15 protein-coding genes are annotated in these 15,399 nt (G+C 31.4%); 12 read left to right on the forward strand and 3 right to left on the reverse strand.

From position 1 onward, the window contains the following. Nucleotide 1: 1 nt before the first annotated feature. Entirely contained in the window at nt 2-1,645 is a 1,644-nt protein-coding gene (locus ACEQT4_RS04660) for an acyl-CoA carboxylase subunit beta (RefSeq protein WP_370226286.1), read from the reverse strand. A gap of 161 nt (nt 1,646-1,806) precedes the next feature. On the opposite strand from ACEQT4_RS04660, the gene ACEQT4_RS04665 reads away from it, so the two are divergent. From ACEQT4_RS04665 to ACEQT4_RS04675, 3 genes are read left to right on the forward strand one after another with little or no spacing between them, the layout of a single operon-like run. Continuing rightward, the gene (locus ACEQT4_RS04665) at nt 1,807-2,343 is read left to right on the forward strand and encodes an NADPH-dependent FMN reductase (RefSeq protein ID WP_370226288.1); all 537 of its coding nucleotides are present in this window, start codon (nt 1,807-1,809) and stop codon (nt 2,341-2,343) included. Between the two features lie 4 nt (nt 2,344-2,347). Continuing rightward, on the forward strand, nt 2,348-2,791 hold the full coding sequence (locus ACEQT4_RS04670; RefSeq protein WP_370226289.1) for a MarR family winged helix-turn-helix transcriptional regulator: 444 nt from the start codon (nt 2,348-2,350) through the stop codon (nt 2,789-2,791). Nucleotides 2,792-2,825: 34 nt separating this feature from the next. Then, nucleotides 2,826-3,542: a pirin family protein gene (locus tag ACEQT4_RS04675; protein ID WP_370226291.1), complete on the forward strand. Its 717-nt coding sequence runs from the start codon at nt 2,826-2,828 to the stop codon at nt 3,540-3,542. Nucleotides 3,543-3,595: 53 nt separating this feature from the next. Here ACEQT4_RS04675 and ACEQT4_RS04680 read toward each other — a convergent pair whose 3' ends face one another. Then, nucleotides 3,596-4,744: an MFS transporter gene (locus tag ACEQT4_RS04680; RefSeq protein ID WP_370226292.1), complete on the reverse strand. Its 1,149-nt coding sequence runs from the start codon at nt 4,742-4,744 to the stop codon at nt 3,596-3,598. Nucleotides 4,745-5,033: 289 nt separating this feature from the next. On the opposite strand from ACEQT4_RS04680, the gene ACEQT4_RS04685 reads away from it, so the two are divergent. Both ACEQT4_RS04685 and ettA read left to right on the forward strand, forming a co-directional pair. After that, nucleotides 5,034-5,216 carry a CAL67264 family membrane protein gene (locus tag ACEQT4_RS04685; protein WP_027878875.1) on the forward strand — a complete coding sequence of 61 codons (183 nt, stop codon included), beginning with the start codon at nt 5,034-5,036 and terminating at the stop codon, nt 5,214-5,216. A 33-nt stretch (nt 5,217-5,249) separates the two neighbouring features. Beyond that, on the forward strand, nt 5,250-6,941 hold the full coding sequence (ettA, locus tag ACEQT4_RS04690) for an energy-dependent translational throttle protein EttA (RefSeq protein ID WP_370226295.1): 1,692 nt from the start codon (nt 5,250-5,252) through the stop codon (nt 6,939-6,941). Nucleotides 6,942-7,256: 315 nt separating this feature from the next. On the opposite strand, the gene ACEQT4_RS04695 is transcribed toward ettA, so the two are convergent. Further along, nucleotides 7,257-8,048, reverse strand: a complete 792-nt coding sequence (locus tag ACEQT4_RS04695; protein WP_370226297.1) for an MBL fold metallo-hydrolase — start codon at nt 8,046-8,048, stop codon at nt 7,257-7,259. A gap of 167 nt (nt 8,049-8,215) precedes the next feature. On the opposite strand from ACEQT4_RS04695, the gene ACEQT4_RS04700 reads away from it, so the two are divergent. The 7 genes from ACEQT4_RS04700 to ACEQT4_RS04730 all read left to right on the forward strand — a co-directional run bounded on the left by ACEQT4_RS04700 (nt 8,216) and on the right by ACEQT4_RS04730 (nt 15,377). Then, nucleotides 8,216-9,562, forward strand: a complete 1,347-nt coding sequence (locus tag ACEQT4_RS04700; RefSeq protein WP_106677997.1) for a microtubule-binding protein — start codon at nt 8,216-8,218, stop codon at nt 9,560-9,562. Nucleotides 9,563-9,756: 194 nt separating this feature from the next. Further along, entirely contained in the window at nt 9,757-9,933 is a 177-nt protein-coding gene (locus tag ACEQT4_RS04705) for a hypothetical protein (protein ID WP_155912552.1), read from the forward strand. Nucleotides 9,934-9,963: 30 nt separating this feature from the next. Then, nucleotides 9,964-11,025, forward strand: coding sequence for a hypothetical protein (locus tag ACEQT4_RS04710; protein WP_370226299.1), 1,062 nt, complete (start codon nt 9,964-9,966; stop codon nt 11,023-11,025). Between the two features lie 51 nt (nt 11,026-11,076). Next, nucleotides 11,077-11,436, forward strand: coding sequence for a four helix bundle protein (locus tag ACEQT4_RS04715; protein WP_370226301.1), 360 nt, complete (start codon nt 11,077-11,079; stop codon nt 11,434-11,436). Nucleotides 11,437-11,520: 84 nt separating this feature from the next. Then, nucleotides 11,521-13,479, forward strand: coding sequence for an AAA family ATPase (locus tag ACEQT4_RS04720; protein ID WP_370226302.1), 1,959 nt, complete (start codon nt 11,521-11,523; stop codon nt 13,477-13,479). Nucleotides 13,480-13,497: 18 nt separating this feature from the next. Continuing rightward, the gene (locus tag ACEQT4_RS04725) at nt 13,498-14,142 is read left to right on the forward strand and encodes a hypothetical protein (RefSeq protein ID WP_370226304.1); all 645 of its coding nucleotides are present in this window, start codon (nt 13,498-13,500) and stop codon (nt 14,140-14,142) included. Continuing rightward, entirely contained in the window at nt 14,142-15,377 is a 1,236-nt protein-coding gene (locus ACEQT4_RS04730; protein ID WP_370226306.1) for a DUF6638 family protein, read from the forward strand. Before ACEQT4_RS04725 ends, ACEQT4_RS04730 begins: the two co-directional genes overlap by 1 nt. Nucleotides 15,378-15,399: the final 22 nt, after the last annotated feature.

A 15,399-nucleotide genomic window follows, 5' to 3' on the forward strand; every position in this document is an offset into this window, starting at 1 on the left:
ATTACACTTGTAAAACACCCATATTAAAAGGTTTTTCGATAGGCGAGTGGTTAGCTGCTTCTATACCCATACTTATCCATGTTCTTGTATCTAAAGGATCTATAACTGCATCTGTCCAAATACGTGCTGCAGCGTAATAAGGTGATACTTGATTGTCGTATCTCGCTTTTATTTTATTAAATAATTCTTCTTCTTTTTCTTTAGTAATCTCTTCACCTTTTTTCTTTAAAGAAGCAGTTTCTATTTGTAATAAAACTTTTGCAGCGCTATTACCACTCATAACTGCTAACTCTGCACTTGGCCAAGCAGCGATTAAAGTAGGGTCATAAGCTTTTCCGCACATGGCGTAGTTACCAGCACCATAACTATTACCAACAACAATTGTAAATTTTGGAACTACAGAATTACTAACTGCATTAACCATTTTGGCACCATCTTTAATAATTCCAGAGTGTTCACTTTTACTACCAACCATAAATCCAGTAACGTCTTGTAAAAACACTAATGGGATTTTTTTCTGGTTACAATTAGCAATAAATCTGGTTGCTTTATCTGCGCTATCATTATAGATTACTCCTCCAAATTGCATTTCGGTTGGTTTGGTTTTAGAGCCTTTAGTTTTTACCAAAGTACGTTGGTTGGCTACAATACCTACAGCCCAACCATCAATACGTGCATAAGCAGTGATAATGGTTTGTCCGTAACCTTCTTTATATTCATCAAATTCAGAATTATCAACTAATCGTTTGATAATTTCTTTCATATCGTATTGATCGGCGCGAGATCTAGGTAAAATCCCATAAATATCTTCTGGATTATCTTTAGGTTTTTTAGCTTCTATACGATTATAACCAGCTTTATCATAATCACCAATCTTATCTACAATTCGCTTAATTTTATCTAAAGCATCTTTATCGTCTGCAGCTTTATAGTCTGTAACGCCACTAATTTCGCAATGCGTAGTTGCGCCGCCAAGAGTTTCGTTATCTATACTTTCGCCAATTGCAGCTTTTACTAAATAACTACCAGCAAGAAATATACTTCCGGTTTTGTCTACAATTAGAGCTTCGTCACTCATAATAGGTAAGTAAGCGCCACCAGCAACACAACTTCCCATTACAGCAGCAATTTGTGTAATTCCCATACTACTCATAACCGCATTGTTTCTAAAGATGCGTCCAAAATGTTCTTTATCTGGGAAAATTTCGTCTTGCATTGGTAAATAAACACCAGCAGAATCTACAAGATAGATAATTGGTAATCGGTTTTCTATAGCAATTTCTTGCGCGCGTAAGTTTTTCTTTCCAGTGATCGGGAACCATGCACCAGCTTTAACTGTAGCATCGTTAGCAACAACGATACATTGTTTACCACTTATGTAACCTATTTTTACAACAACGCCACCAGAAGGACAACCACCATGTTCTTTATACATGTCTTCTCCTGCAAATGCACCAATTTCAATAGATTTTCTTTTGTTATCTAAAAGATAATCAATACGTTCTCTTGCTGTAAGTTTGCCTTTTTCATGGTGTTTAGCAATACGTTTTTCTCCGCCACCAAGCTTTACTTTAGCTAATTTTTTCTTTAGTTCTGAGACTAATAATTTATTGTGATCTTCGTTTTTATTGAAGTTTAAATCCATAGAATGTCATTTTTTCACGAATTTACAAAAAGTAAATGCTTTTTAATACAAAAAATGTAATACGTTAATTAATTCATAAAAATTTACCGTTGTAAATATATTCCTTGGAATATAAATTTATATTTCCTAATTTTGTATTAACAAACAAAAAGATATTTACAATGAAAAAAATAATAGCTTTTGCAGGAAGTGATAGTAAAACATCTATAAATAAGCAATTAGTAACATATGCTTCTAATCTAATCAATGGTTTTGAGGTTGAAATTTTAGACCTTAATGACTATCCATTACCAACTTACAGTGTAAATATTGAAAAGGAATCTGGTTTTCCTGAAAACGCGAAGTTGTTTTTAGAAAAGTTAAAGACTGCAGATGCTTTTATAATTTCTCTTGCAGAGCATAATAACGCTTACACAGCAGTTTTTAAGAGTTTAATGGATTGGTTATCTAGAATAGAGTTAAATTTCTTTTTTAACAAACCTTTACTTTTAATGAGTACTTCACCAGGAGCAAGAGCTGCAATTTCGTCTTTTAGTATGGGTGAAGAAAGGTTTCCAAGACATTCGGCAGAGATTGTTTCAACATTTAATTTACCATCTTTCAATGATAATTTTAAAGATGAAAAAATTATTGATCATGCATTAAATGAAGAATTAAAGCAGGCGGTAGATAAATTAACATCAGTTTTAAATAAATAATAATATGTCAAGTTTTTCAGAAGCTATAAATTCATCTTTTAAAGATAATAGAGTTAAGGCTATGCTTAATATTCTATATACTGCAAATTGGATTTCTAGTCATCAAAATGAATTTTTTAAGCAGTTTGGGTTGTCTCCACAACAATATAATATTTTAAGGATTTTAAGAGGTGCTAAAGAGCCAATTAAGGTACAAACTATTAAAGAACGTATGGTAGAACGTGCGCCTAACTTAACACGACTTACCGATAAATTATGTGATAAAAATTTAATAGAACGCATTCCTTTTGAAGGTGATAGACGTGTTGTTTTGATTGGTATTACTAAACAAGGATTAGAATTATTAGAAAAAATCGATCCTCAAAGTCCACAATTAAATTTATTAAAAAATTTAAACGAAGAAGAAGCTAACCAACTTAGTGACTTATTGGATAAAATGAGAGATTAATATTGGGGAAATATTGCTAAAAGAAAAGAAAAAAATGAAAACAATTGTACACAAAGCAGAAGACCGTGGATATGCAAACCACGGATGGTTACAAGCTAATCACAGTTTTAGTTTTGCTAATTTTTTTAACCCAGAAAAAGTTCAATTTGGAGCTTTAAGAGTCTTAAATGACGACATTATAGCTCCAAGTATGGGATTTAGTACACATCCGCATGATAATATGGAAATTATTACCATTCCTTTAAAAGGAACTTTAAAACATAAAGATTCTATGGGTAACACATGGGAAATGGTAGAAGCAGGAGAAGTACAAGTAATGAGCGCTGGAAGTGGCGTACAACATTCTGAAATGAATGCAAAAACAGACGAGTATTTAAATTTATTTCAAATTTGGATATTTCCTGATAAAAAAAATGTAAACCCACGTTACGATCAAAAACATTTTAATGCAGAAGATAGGCAAGGTAAATTACAAACCTTAGTATCTTCTATTGATAATGATGACGAAGGTTTAAAAATTCATCAAAATGCTAAGTTGTCAAGAATTGATTTATCAAAAGATGAATCTTTTACCTATAATCTTATAAGTGAAAATCATGGTGTTTATATTATGACTATTTCTGGAAATTTTTCAGTAGAAAATAATCAATTAGAATCAAGAGACGCAATAGGTGTTTATGACACAAAAGATTTTACTTTAAAGACTAAGGAAGACACTCAGCTTTTGTTCATAGAAGTACCGATGAGCTAATACATTTTAAAGTATAATTTATAAAAAAAGCACACTATAAAAGAGTGCTTTTTTTATTTATGTTTTCTAATTAGAATAATGATTCCCGCAAGAAGAATTCCTGTACCAGCCATAGCAGCTCCAACCCAATCTGCAGAGGTATAACCGTAACCCATTGCAATTGGTAGTCCTGCAAAATATGCACCAGATGCATTACCAATATTAAATGCACTTTGATTTAAAGAAGAGCCTAAGGTTTCAGAACCTTTTGATGCTTTTATTATCAATAATTGAATAGGAGTTGAAATTGAAAAAGCTACAACACCAATAATGAAAGTCATCACTAAAACCATTATTTTATCATGTGCCGCATATGTATTGATGATTAAACAAATAGCCATCATAATTAATACAATAGTTACAGCATAAAGCGACGAGAATTTTTCAGCTAATTTAGCACCAACAAAATTGCCAATAACCTTACCTAGACCAGCTAATATCATTGCGTAGGTAACAATATCTTCTGTGTGATGAGCAACTTCAGTGATTAACGGAGCTATATAACTATACCAAGCAAAAAATCCGCCAGTTCCAATTGTTGTTAGAAGTATGATTAACCAAAGTTCTGTACGTTTAAAGATTTTAAATTCTTCTAAAAAGCTTTTATCAGAAGAATTTTTTAAAAATGGCATCCAAAATTTGACACCTAGTACAGCCATAATACCAACTAAACCAACAAGTAAGAAAGATACACTCCAAGAAAAGTTTTTTCCTAAATAAGTACCTAGTGGTACACCTAAAAGGTTAGCAAAGGTTAGTCCACTAAACATAATTGCTATACCTTGTGCTTCTTTACCAGGTTTAGATAATTTACCAGCAACAACAGCACCAATACCAAAAAAAGCACCATGTGGTAAACCAGATAAAAAACGTAATATAATGAATGAATTATAGCCAGTTGCAAAAGCAGATAAGGTGTTAAACACCGTAAACCAAATCATTAAACCCAAAAGCATTTTGTTTGACGGAAATTTGCTTCCAAAAGCTGTTATAGTTGGAGCACCAACAACAACACCTAATGCATAAGCCGATATAAAATGACCTGCAACAGGAATACTTACATTAAAAGCAGTTGCTACATCTGGTAGAATTCCCATAATAACAAATTCAGTAAGTCCAATTCCAAATCCGCCAATTGCTAAAGATAGTAAGGCTTTATTCATATAAAGAGGTAGTTTAAGGATAAAACAAGTTACAAATGTAATTTGTACAATTAACTTTAGAATCTTTAATTTTTATAATAATATGTTAATTGAAAACTCTTTAAAATAACCCCTAAAAAATTACTAAATAAAGAAAAAAAGAGAATCACTTTAATTAATTTATAATAGATAAATTGGTAACTCTTGTAATTAAATTTGTGTGTTAGAATTGTAAAAAAGCACTTAAATTATCTGCTTTTTTTACAAAATAAACGATATTTGTTTTTACTAAACTATAAAAGGATTTAAAATGGCAATGAATAAAAATACAGTTTTAGCATGGGCAACAACAATAATGATAATAGTAGGATTAGCGCTAATAGCACTTGGTGCTTTTAGGTATGATGATGTTGCTGGTTGGGGATTTGCTTCTGTAGGAATTGGTTTTTTTGCAATCGCATGGGTATTTAACGCACTTAAAGGTCGCGTATAATTGTAATAAATAATAAAAAATAAGATATAAAATATGTCAGACGATAAAAAAGTAATATTCTCAATGTCTGGTGTTACCAAAACGTTTCAAAGCGCTAATACACCAGTACTTAAAAATATATATTTAAGCTTCTTTTACGGAGCAAAAATTGGTATTCTTGGACTTAACGGTTCGGGTAAATCTACCTTGTTAAAAATCATAGCAGGTGTAGATAAAAATTATCAAGGTGATGTTGTTTTTTCTCCAGGATATTCAGTTGGTTATTTAGAACAAGAACCACAATTAGACGAAGAAAAAACAGTATTAGAAGTTGTTAAAGAAGGTGCTGCAGAAACAGTTGCAATTCTTGATGAATACAACAAAATTAACGATATGTTTGGTTTAGAAGAAGTCTATAGTGATCCAGATAAAATGGAAAAGCTAATGAATCGTCAAGCCGAACTTCAAGATCAAATCGATGCTTCTAATGCTTGGGAATTAGACACTAAATTAGAAATCGCTATGGATGCACTACGTACGCCTGAAGGCGATAAAAAAATAGGTGTTTTATCTGGAGGAGAAAGACGTCGTGTAGCACTTTGTAGATTATTATTAAAAGAACCAGATGTATTATTATTAGATGAGCCAACTAACCACTTAGATGCAGAGTCTGTACATTGGTTAGAGCATCACTTAGCACAATATAAAGGAACTGTAATTGCAGTAACGCATGACCGTTATTTCTTAGATAATATTGCTGGTTGGATTTTAGAATTAGATAGAGGTGAAGGTATCCCGTGGAAAGGAAACTATTCGTCTTGGTTAGATCAAAAATCTAAACGAATGGCTCAAGAAGGTAAAGCAGCTTCTAAGCGTCAAAAAACATTAGAACGAGAGTTAGAATGGGTTAGACAAGGTGCTAGAGGAAGACAAACAAAGCAAAAAGCACGTTTGAAGAATTATGACAAGTTAATGAGTCAAGATCAAAAACAATTAGACGAAAAACTTGAAATCTATATTCCTAACGGACCACGTTTAGGAACAAACGTTATTGAAGCTAGCGGAGTAAGTAAAGCTTACGGAGATAAATTATTATACGAAGACTTAAACTTTAATTTACCACAAGCAGGAATTGTTGGTGTTATTGGTCCTAACGGAGCTGGTAAAACAACAATTTTTAGAATGATTATGGGTGAAGAAACACCTGATAAGGGCGAATTTAAAGTTGGTGAAACAGCAAAGATTGCTTACGTAGATCAAAGCCATTCTAATATAGATCCTGAAAAAACAATTTGGCAAAACTTTAGTGACGAGCAGGAATTAGTCATGATGGGAGGAAGAGAAGTTAATTCTCGTGCATACTTAAGCCGATTCAATTTTTCTGGTAGCGAGCAAAACAAAAAGGTAAAATTATTATCTGGTGGAGAACGTAACAGACTTCATTTAGCAATGACGCTAAAAGAAGAAGGAAACGTATTACTATTGGATGAGCCAACAAACGACCTTGATGTAAATACACTTCGTGCATTAGAAGAAGGTTTAGAAAATTTTGCAGGTTGTGCGGTTGTTATATCTCACGACAGATGGTTTTTAGACCGTATTTGTACGCATATTTTAGCTTTTGAAGGTGATAGTCAAGTTTACTTCTTCGAAGGTGGATTTAGTGATTATGAAGAAAATAAGAAAAAACGTCTTGGTGGCGATTTAATGCCAAAACGAATTAAGTATAAAAAACTAGTAAGATAGTTTAAAAAAGCCTTCCAAACTGGAAGGCTTTTTTATAAATTAAACTTTATTCTTTAACGTTTTAATTTCTTTCTTCAATTTAAAAATTTTGTAAATACTGATTATTAGTAAACAAAATACTATTAGTAAAGAATAAGACAATATGTCCGCTAGCTTTTCTAACCAAGTTACATCAGTAGTTTCTTGAAATAAAAGAAAAATAGTTAAAATCATTTGAGCATTCATTTTAATAGTTGAGGATATAAATATAATATTTTTCTCTAAATTTCATTTTTGAGGAATTTTTAATACTGCTAACTGCTAACTGCTAACTGTTTACTGATTTGGATACCATTCCAAAAGCTCTACATTAATATCAGGATTACCTTCATTTACAATAGATTTAAATTTTTCTACATCGCTCAAACCTTCAGTACCTCTAAAATGGTAAGGATAAACGGTTTTAGGTTTAAAATCTAATACAGAACTAGCTGCACTTTCAACAGGCATTGTGTAAGGTAAATTCATACAAACAAAAGCTTTATCAATGTTTTTAAGATTTCTCATTTCTGGGATATCTTCGGTATCACCAGAGATGTAAACACGTTCGTCTCCAAAGGTTAATACATAACCATTTCCTCTTCCTTTTTCATGAAATTTTAAAGCTTCTTCACGTAAATTATACATTGGTATAGCTTCAATATTTATGCCTTTAACAACTGCTGTTTGTCCATTATTCAACACTTTAAACATTGGTTTAAAGTCTTCAGGAAATTTATCTACTACAGCTTGAGGCGCTACTATTATTGTGCCATTAAGATTTAGTTCTTTTAAAGTATCAATACTTAAATGGTCGCCATGTATATCTGTAATTAAAATAATTGTAGGTTGTTTAAAATCAGCAAATGCTGCTTTGCCACCAGTAGGATCTACGTAAATAGTTTCGTCATCATAATTCATTACCATGGTTGCGTGTGTGATTGGTGTAAAATCTAAGCTAGCTTTGGTTTCTTTTTGTTCAATTACTTCTTTTTTAACCATTTCAGAAGTCGTTTCTTGTTTCGTATTCTCTTTACAACTAGTCAATAAAACAGACATTGAAAGAGTAATAAATAGTAGTTTTTTCATTTTTTATGGTTTTCTTTTAAAGATAAGTATCAATCGATAGAAAAAATAATTTGTAACATTTTTATAACAAATAATACCAATATTATGAGCATTAAATATTTCTTCAACTAATATTTTTTAACGAAATTGCTTACAGAAAATTTGTCCAACCTTAAAACAAAGTATATATGTCTGATGATTTTGACTTATTAGAAACCAACTCTCAAGAAAAAAACGAAAAAGTAGACGTTAATTGGGGAAAAGCAATTGACACCATGAAGTCTAAACTAGCACAAGAAGACGATCCTGAAAGTCGTCAAAAAATTCTTAACGCGACCTTAGATGATGTTGTTCACATGGCAGAAAAAGATCGTACAACACTTTTAGATGCAATTAAAGACTTAACCGATTATCAAGATGAAGTTGGTATACTTTTCGAGCGTTTTTCGTCTTTAAATGAAGACGAACAAAAAGTTATCGACGATGCACAAAAAGCTTTAGAACGTGCTAAAATCGAACTTGAAGACGCACAAAACAAACCAGATACGTGGTGGAATAACCTTTGGGGAAGAAAAAGCAAAATCAAAAAAGCCGAAGATACTTTAAAAGAAGCCGAAAAAACACGTGCAGCTGCAGATAATAAAGCAAAAGCAATGTTCCAAGAGCGTATAGAAAGTGCAGATGTACAAACCTTATTAAGTGAGTTGTCTTACAAATCTCAAGCTGCAATAACACGATTAAAAAACCGTGAGGTAGAAATTAAAGAAGTAGAAGATAAGTTACAAGACGCTATAGTAGAAGCATCTAAAAACCATACTAAAGCTTTAGAGAAAAAAGCCGAAACCGAAGCTAAACTAGAAGAGCAATACGCATTATTAAAACAAGCGCGTCAAGCTTTAGAAGAAGTAGCAGATAAACAATCTACAGAATACTCAGAAGCGTTAGCTAAAGTCACAAAACTAGAGCAAAAAGTAGAAGAATTAGAAGGTCTTAAAAACGCTTATACAACTTTAGCTGCATCAAAAGATAGCTTTGTTCACAAGCATAATTTAACGATTAAAGTTTTAACGTCTTTACGCAGTAATTTACAGACGCATCGTGCAAAATTAAAGTCAGATACAGACGAGCGTTTAAAGTACTACGATGGTTACGTTGTAGCACTTAAAGCACGTACAGATCAAGAGTTTGCTTCTATTCTAGAACATTTAGGAGTAAAAACAGACGAGCATATTGGAGAGACGTTAGCAGCAATGCACACAGCAAGTGCAAGAGCACGTCAAGAGATGATGGACAATATACCAGTACACGAAAAAGTAATGCAAGGTGTTTACAGTAGTTATGCAGAAGCGTTACAAGAAATCCGTGCTAAAGACGTAGATATTCAAAAGAATTTTGCCGAGCGTTATGGTATCGATATGAAAGAAATTTTTGAAGACTATTACAAAGCAGATGCTAATCAACCTACCGAAGATAATTCTGGAGGCGTTGGTAATGGTGCTCCAAAACAAGACACCGAAGACGATTTATTAGGTTAGAATAAAAAGGGCGTTACCTACTTTTGCTTTTAATGGCAAAAGTAGGTCAGGCTTTCCGCTATATCTTTTTTGCGAATGGTCACTGAGCGTAGTCGAAGTGATAGAAGCAAAAAAGGATGTCGCTTCAATCCTTAACGCATCACTTAGCCAAGTAAAAGTAAAACGTAAAAGTTAGTCAATATTTACAGTGTAAAATGGATAACTTCATTCAATTTATTAAAGACAACGGATTATCAATAATCATAGTCATTGTTGGTATTTTCATAATAAAAACAACAAGTTCAGATATTGGATTAATCATTGGTAGTGTTAATGTATTAGTCTTTGGCGGATTAACATTAAAGGCACTGATTCAATATTTAAAAAAATAAAAGCTAAAGCATAAAGCTAACAGCAAAAACATGTCAATACATCATATTACAACACCATTAGATTCGGCTATTTTAGATAGTAAAGCACAATATGTGTTTTATCATAAAAAAGTAGATTTTGCCCTTAAAGAATTGATTGTTGCAGTACAGCAAAACAACTTGTGTACACAGCAAGAAATTGTGTTTTTTAAGCAATATGCAGATTTGTTGTTGTATTCTATCGAGGCTATGCGTATTAAATACATGTACGACGAGGAAGATAACATGAAAGTTGATGTAACGGATTCTGGGTTTCCTAATTATTTAGAGTTTAGATACCTTTATAATGATTTATCATTACGTCATAATTACATTAATAAATTAAAAGATCTATCACAATTACAGGAAGAGTTTTTAGACCAATTATTAAGGGTAAAAGAACCAGTCAGACGTGATAAATTATTTCAAGCAGCTTCAATAGTTTATTATACTTCTGTAGAACAAAAATATATTTTCAACCGTTTTGTACAAGGTAAAATCATAAAAGCACCAGAAGGTAGTCAAGCAACATATATGACCAGCTGGAGTTTTTATGATGTGTCTTTAAACAGACCATTTATTTGCTACATGTATTTTGATTACGATGGTAAAGATCCTTTAAAAGACAAAGAAGATATCTACGAAGTTTTAAGCAAAGTAGCAGATCGCCAAATGGATTTAGATACTATGGCTTATGGTATAGATAGACGCTTAAAACGTGTGTTGCCAAAACACATAAAACGCTTAGATGTTGGTGCATTTCATAATGTATTTGCAAAAGATGAAAACGAATTAACGCATACCATTCTAGAAGCAATAGCAAAAAAAGAAGTGCCTTTAGAAGCTTACGCATTGTCTTTTAAAGTACATGAGGTTATGTCTGGAAGCACATTTCAAGAAGGCGGATTTTTTAATAAGCAAGTATTACAAAATTGGAGTCCAGTTATAAAACAAAAATATGTCTTTGCGCCTCATAGAATCATACAGCTATTATACAACAAAAACCCTGAAATAATGAATAAACTGGCTAAACCGCCATTTCAAATTTCAGATTTAAAAATTGATAAGGTTTAGTTTGCAGTAAGCAGTAAGCAGTATTCAGTAGGCAGTAAAAGATAACAAATTATGAGTTTTAAGTCATTATTAGCATATCAAAAAGGATTCGAACTAGCTATGGAAGTTTATGAGTTAAGCAAAACGTTTCCTAAATCAGAATTATTTGGCTTGACTTCTCAAATGGTTAGATCTAGTCGTTCAGTTTGCTCAAATATTGCTGAAGGTTATAGAAAAAGACAATATGAAAAGCATTTTAAAAGTAAAATGTCTGATGCTGATAGCGAAAACTCTGAAACACAACTTTGGTTAGATTTTGCATTAGCATGTAATTATATTTCTGAAAAAGAAAGAACAGAATTACAATTTAAAAGTGAAGAAATAGGAAAATTGATTAATTATATGATTAATAATCCTAATAAATTTAGATAAAAAAATAAACTCATGTAGTTTAATAAAGTAGTAGACTAAGACTGCAAACTGCTTACTGTAAACTGCATACTTAAATAAAAGATAATGGAACACAATTCCACATTTCCTATAAAAAAATCAGAACTAGATGTGTTACGTGATGAAGCGTCATCTTACTTAAAAAGTGTAAGTTGGGAGCAAGGCGCGCGTGCAAAAAACAGAGATAAAGACGCTAAAGACGAGTCTATTTTATTGTATCTGTCTCGTGCAAATAATGGTTCTTCAGTTTCTGTAACATCAGTTTCAAAAACCATTTTAGCGCTAAAAAAGCGTTTGTTGCCAGATAGTATTGCAATTCCAATTCATCTAAACCAGACATTATATGCCGTTCAAGAAGGTATTACTTTAGGAACGTGGATAAAAGATAGCTATTATGATGCATCGGGTTTATCAAGTTTAAACGAGCGTAAATCAGCATTAGATAGTAGTGGAAAACGCGAATACGAAAGCAAAATGCAAACCGCAACAGCGTTTATGTTATTTGCAACGTCTTATTATATTCTTCATCAAATAAAACCTTATGCGTCAGACGATTTAAGTGTGATGAAACAGAAGTTTGCAGGTATTCCGGAAGTGTCTTTACTATCACCATTAAAAGGAATTTCTTGCACATTATTTTACTATGATAAATATTTAGCGCATCCAGATATAATCAAATCTGATAAGGATGTAGCCGATTTTACAGCGGTATTTTTTGAAGCAGTAATTGACGAAATTAATTTAAGACGAAGCAGTTTAGAATACACCGAAACGATTGTAGATAGAACATATAAGTTAGAAAACAGTGATTTTGCTATTTCTGGTTGGGAAAATACGTTTCAAGGTACTGCAAAAAGTGTAGAGTTTAATAAAATTAAATTTGAGCAAATTGTAGGTAATAGAGATGCTAAACACTTTGCACGTCGTTTAACAGAAAGAATGCTAAGCTACGATTTTGCAGCACAGAAAAATCCGTTTCAAGAATTAGGCGGATTCATGCCGGTCTTTATGGGTTACGGTATTCCTGGTACGGGAAAAAGTATGCTTATCGCTGCTATAGCAACACGTTTAAAAGAACATTGTGATAATTTAGATATTCCGTTTTTGTTTCATCCAATGCCAGATACGTTAATTAGTACATTTCAAGGTGGATCTGCCGAAAAAATGGTAGACTGGATGAAACCTTTACAAGATCCAACAAAATTAATTTTTGCACCAATTGATGATGCCGAAAATAACTTGCAAGAGCGTACAGCACAAGGTGTTTCGGCTGGTGTAAAAGAAGTTATTGGTGTCTTTTTACGTTATACAGAAGGTGCTTATGCAGTTAATTATGGGAATAGTTCTATTGGTTTGTTTACTAACTTACCAGAAATGTTGGATAAAGCCGTAATCTCTCGTGTACAAGGACGTTTTAAAATTGACGGAGCACGTACAGAACACGATTTTTTAGATCAAGATCATTTATGGTGGCGTAAGTTTGAAAAGACAATGCCAGACTTTGTAAACATGCAAAATCCTACAAATTATACTTATTTACAAGATCAAGGTTTGGCGAAAAATATGGGTGAAATTTTAAATGTGTCTAACAAACCAACAGAACAACGTGTTTTAGAAGCTTATGATATTGCCGAAAAGCAACATAAAACAACAGATCATTTGTTTTATGCTACGTTGTATAAAGAAATTCAAAAGATATTTCCGTTTTTCTCTTCTAGAGATGTTAGGAATATACAAAGCGCAATTTCATTACGTTTAACCGATTTTGATTTAGAAGAAAGCTGGTTTGAAAATCCAGAGATATATTTCAAAAAAGATTACGATACCAAGTTTGCGATGCTTCAAGAATTAATGAAAGCCAATATGAAAGGTTTAGACTTTTCTGAAATTAGACGACAAGAAGTTGTACGTTATTTAGATAATGTTGCGACTATTGCAGATACCGATTTTAAACGTCAAGTAGAAGGTAGAGTTAATCAATTAAATATTGAAATGGAAGCTAGAAAGCAGTTTGATAACAAGTGAAAACTATTTTGATTTATATTGGAAAAAGTACTAAAAATATATAAAGAATATTTTTTATTAAGTCATGGGTTAGTATTGATTTTGTTTTTAATTAATTTACTTTTTGAATTAAAATCAAATAATAAAGAAGTAATTTTTTTAACAATTTATCTATTTCTAATTCTTACTTTTTTTAGTGTATTAGAATTTGTTAAATATGAAGTAATTCGTCCTAAAAAAATAAAAAGTGTATTAGAAGAATCATTTATAGAATCCATAAAAATCAATAAGCAAAAAATTAAAAATAATTATCTTTTAAATATTTATGATTATGACATTATAATTGAGCCAGAATGGGAAAGATTTCAAAAAAAACTTAATTTCAATTTTAGAGTATTATTTGATCCTTTATCTCTAGATAGAACAATTAGCAAAGAGGAATATGTTAAATTTAACGATGCTGAAAATCATAAATATTTTTTTCAATTGAACTGTTTAGTGCTCTCCTTAAATGAAAATCAGTTTAATAAATTGAATAAAAAAAGTTTTATAAGTGAGATTAAATTAATGACAGAATTACTTGTTTTAAAAAAGTTGAATCCTATCACATATAAAAACTGGATTTTAAGTTATGCAAAAATGGAAGAATTAGAATCAAAATACTTAGATAAATTATATAGTTAATGCAAAAACTAAAACAAGCAAATTTATATAGAAGTGAATTAATTCCCGTTAGCGGAAAGTTAGTGGAGCGTTATAATAAATGCTTAGTTAAGCTTGGTTTTACGCCAACAAAATTAACTTCATTTTTTATTGATGGCGTTGGTTATAGTCCAGAAATAGCCGAAGAAAAAGGCTCGACGATGTACTTAAATAACGGAGAAGCTAATCCGCATGCCATTATCATTTCGCCTTTACAAAAGGGTAAACCAGTGTATTCTCCATTTCATAGTTTTGATAAAGAAATGATGCAGCAAGTATTTAGAATTCATGGTGATAAAATAAATGATATTACACGCGATAGTGCCATTTGCTTAGACTTTGATCAAAATATAGATGCGTTTTATGAGCCATTAGATGTTTTAAAATATGATAAAGTAAGTATCAACTTTCATCTAATAGATAATTTAAATAAAGCTCAAAAAGAACAAGAGCAGCTTATTGAAATTTTTAAAAAAGGCAATAATTTTATAGATGAAAGTATTCATGAGCAATTGTTAGAATCTGCTAAAACATATGGAGACTTACGTCATAGAGATTTAACTTTACACAGTCTTCAGCATCAGTCAGAATCTTTTTACACCAAAGCTTTTGGTGGTGTTTATGTACTAAGAGATTTTATATCTCCAATCGTGGTTTTTGAAGATTTAAAATGGTATAAAGAAGCTATAAAAGATACCATACACGATGTGTTGATTTATCATATTAATCAACCAGAGTTAATGGAAAAATTGCGAGATCATATTATTGTAGAATATGATTTAGAAGCTGCGTTAAATACAGATCGATACCAACGTATTAAAAAAATGGAATTTGCAATGTCTTTAAAAGAGACACAACATCCAATACAGCAAATACTTAATGATAATGTGTTATTTAAAAGTTATTTAAATAAATTGGATATTGATACAAGAAAAAAGATTATGGGTGTAGAATTGTATCTTGAAAAGCTTGAAGTAAGTAATCAATACAAAATACACGATTTAGTAGATATAGGTATTTTTAATGCATTACATACACCACATTCGTCATTACATGTTTCTCAACAAGATTTAATATGGAAGTTGTTAATCAATATTTCACCAAGAGATATTTTATTCTTGTTCTGGTATGATAAAGATGAATTTTACAAACAATATGCTACTTGGGATGAATCTTTTCAAGATTGGGTTGTAGAAACTATATTAAAAAATATATAAAAAAAAACAGGTCGTTTAGACC

It is taken from the genome of Mesoflavibacter sp. (assembly GCF_964226795.1).
In the GTDB taxonomy this organism is placed as follows: domain Bacteria; phylum Bacteroidota; class Bacteroidia; order Flavobacteriales; family Flavobacteriaceae; genus Mesoflavibacter; species Mesoflavibacter zeaxanthinifaciens.